Annotated in this window: 3 protein-coding genes; all 3 read right to left on the minus strand. The window is 67.3% G+C overall.

The features are described from left to right. Positions 1–159: 159 nt before the first annotated feature. Positions 160–876 (minus strand): GNAT family N-acetyltransferase, encoded by a 717-nt coding sequence (locus tag V6M49_RS09670; protein ID WP_332760973.1) that lies wholly within the window; start codon positions 874–876, stop codon positions 160–162. Between the two features lie 91 nt (positions 877–967). Then, on the minus strand, positions 968–1,993 hold the full coding sequence (locus V6M49_RS09675) for an ATP-dependent 6-phosphofructokinase (protein ID WP_332760974.1): 1,026 nt from the start codon (positions 1,991–1,993) through the stop codon (positions 968–970). A gap of 97 nt (positions 1,994–2,090) precedes the next feature. After that, positions 2,091–2,468: response regulator transcription factor (locus V6M49_RS09680; RefSeq protein ID WP_332760975.1), on the minus strand; the 378-nt coding region annotated here is incomplete at its 5' end.

Below are 2,468 nucleotides of genomic sequence, written 5' to 3' on the forward strand. Positions count from 1 at the left end.
TTCCTGCCGGTGTGATCCTGGTGGGCGCTGCCGTGGCACTGTTCTTCGCCAAGCCCAAGGCCGTGGCGGGCTGGAGCGGTCAGCCGGCGGCTCCGGCCGTAGAGGCCACCCGGGCGTCCCAGACGGCGTCCCAAAAGTAGGCAGCCGTCCCAGGCGGGGTCAGCCCAGGTGCACGCTGGTCTGGATGCCGCCGGTGGACAGGCCCAGCTGCCGCGCCAGGGCCACCGCCCCGGTGTTGCTGACTTCGGCGCGCCACTGGATGGTGAGGCCCGCCGCGAGGGCCTCGTGGGCTGCGATCGATGCGGCCGCGGATCCCAGCCCGCGGCGCCGCCACTCGGGGTCCACCAGGACTCCCATCTGCGCGAGAAGTCCTTCCCACTCCCCGTAGGCGCCGCAGGCCACCGGAACACGCAGCCCGTCCACCTCATGGAGGATCGTGTAGCGGTTCTCGAGTTCTGACAGGCGCACTTCGTTGACGTCGTCCGGCGGGCACAGGCCCTCGAGCTCGATCGCCTCCGGATTTCCGTGGGACACGGTCAGCTCTTCGGAAGGCTGGCGCAGGGGCAGATCGTCGGCGAAGAACAACGCCGCCGAGCCCAGGCCGTGGCCTCCGTGGGACCGAGTCAGGGTCAGGAGGGTCAGATGATGCGCCATCTCCTCGTCCGGAATTCCGGCCGCCGCGTCAATGACCCATTGCGGCCCCACCAGTGCCGAGCTGCCGAACAGCCTGACGAACTCCACAGTCTCTGCGGCGTCGTCGGCCCTGACTATCCGCTCGCCGGAAGTCAGCGACGCTGCGAAAGCGCCGTCGTCGAGCCCCAAATGCCGGGCCCAAGCGAGCTGGATGATGGCGGCGGAACCGGGGTCAAGAGTCATGTCCCCAGCCTACCCAGCACAGCGAAGCGCGAACGGACACTTGAGGCCCCACAGCGGAGGGGCCTCAAGTGTCCGTTCGCGCTGACCGGGCTTAGCCGAAGAGGACAGCTGCCTCGTCGTAGCGTTTCTGCGGAACGGTTTTCAGCTGGCCCAGGGCCTTGTCGAAGCTCACGTGCTCAATGTCGGTGCCCTTGAGTGCCACCATGGTGCCCCAGTAGCCCTCCACCACGGAGTCGATCGCGGCCATGCCCAGACGGGTGGCGAGCACACGGTCGAACGCGGACGGGACGCCGCCGCGCTGGATGTGCCCGAGGGTCGTGGCACGGGTCTCGATGCCGGTGCGGGCTTCAATCTCGGGGGCGAGCTGGTCCGCTATGCCGCCGAGGCGTGGCCGGCCGAACGTGTCCAGGCCGCGCTCGGAATGCGGAGAATCCATGTGGTCCGGAACAAAGCCCTCGGCCACAACAATCAGCGGGGCGCGGCCACGGTCGTGGGCTTCCTGGACCCATTCGGTGATCTGCTCAAGGCTGACCTTCTGCTCGGGAATCAGGATGGCGTGGGCACCGGCGGCCATGCCGGCGTGCAGGGCAATCCAGCCCACGTGGCGGCCCATGACCTCGGCGATCATGCAGCGGTGGTGGGACTCGCCCGTGGTCCGGAGCCGGTCGATGGCCTCGGTGGCGATCTGCACGGCCGTGTCGAAACCGAAGGTGTAATCCGTGGCGTCAAGGTCGTTGTCCACGGTCTTGGGGACACCCACAATCTTGAGCCCGACGTCGGTGAGGCGCTTGGCCGCAGCGAGGGTCCCTTCGCCGCCGATCGCGATGATGGCGTCGATACCCAGACGGTCCATGTGGGCCTTAATGACCTCCGGCCCGCCGCCGTTTTCAAAGGGGTTGGTGCGGGAGGTGCCAAGGATGGTGCCACCCTGCTTGGCGATGCCGCGGACCAAGCTGCGGGGGATGTCGATGATGTCGCCTTCGACGACGCCGCGCCAGCCGTCCAGGAACCCCACGAATTCGTGGCCGTGAATGGCGATGCCCTTGAGGACGGCCCCGCGGATGACGGCGTTCAGTCCGGGGCAGTCGCCACCGCTGGTAAGAATTCCAATTTTCATGTCTCGGCTCAAATCCTGGTGTGAAGGTTTACAGGCAGAGCGCCACGCTGAGCTCACCTAGATTGTAGTCGGCAGTGTGCGTTACGACACAAACCGGTTACAAAAGGCCCCGCTCCATGGCCAGGACAACGGCACGGGTCCTGTCGTCCACATCCAGCTTGTTGAAGATCCGCAGCAGGTGCGTCTTGACCGTCGCTTCGGCGATATGGAGCGCGGTGGCCACCTCGGGATTGCTCAATCCCTGCGCCACGCAGCCGAGGACCTCCACCTCGCGGGCCGTCAGGCGGGGCAGTTCAGGCGCACGCATCCGCGAGACCAGGCGTGCCGCCACCGGCGGAGCGAGAACCGTCTCACCGCGCGCTGCAGCACGCACGGCCTCGATGATGCGGTCCCCGGCCGTGTCCTTCAGGAGATAGCCCACCGCCCCTGACTCCACGGCGCGCATGATGTCGGAGTCGTCGTCGTACGTGGTCAG

This window comes from Pseudarthrobacter sp., from assembly GCF_036675385.1.
Taxonomy (GTDB): domain Bacteria; phylum Actinomycetota; class Actinomycetes; order Actinomycetales; family Micrococcaceae; genus Arthrobacter.

Excerpts from the sequence above, each read along its gene's own strand:
- V6M49_RS09670 (WP_332760973.1), bottom strand. The coding sequence starts at position 876 with ATGACTCTTGACCCCGGTTCCGCCGCCATCATCCAGCTCGCTTGGGCC.
- V6M49_RS09675 (WP_332760974.1), bottom strand. The coding sequence starts at position 1,993 with ATGAAAATTGGAATTCTTACCAGCGGTGGCGACTGCCCCGGACTGAAC.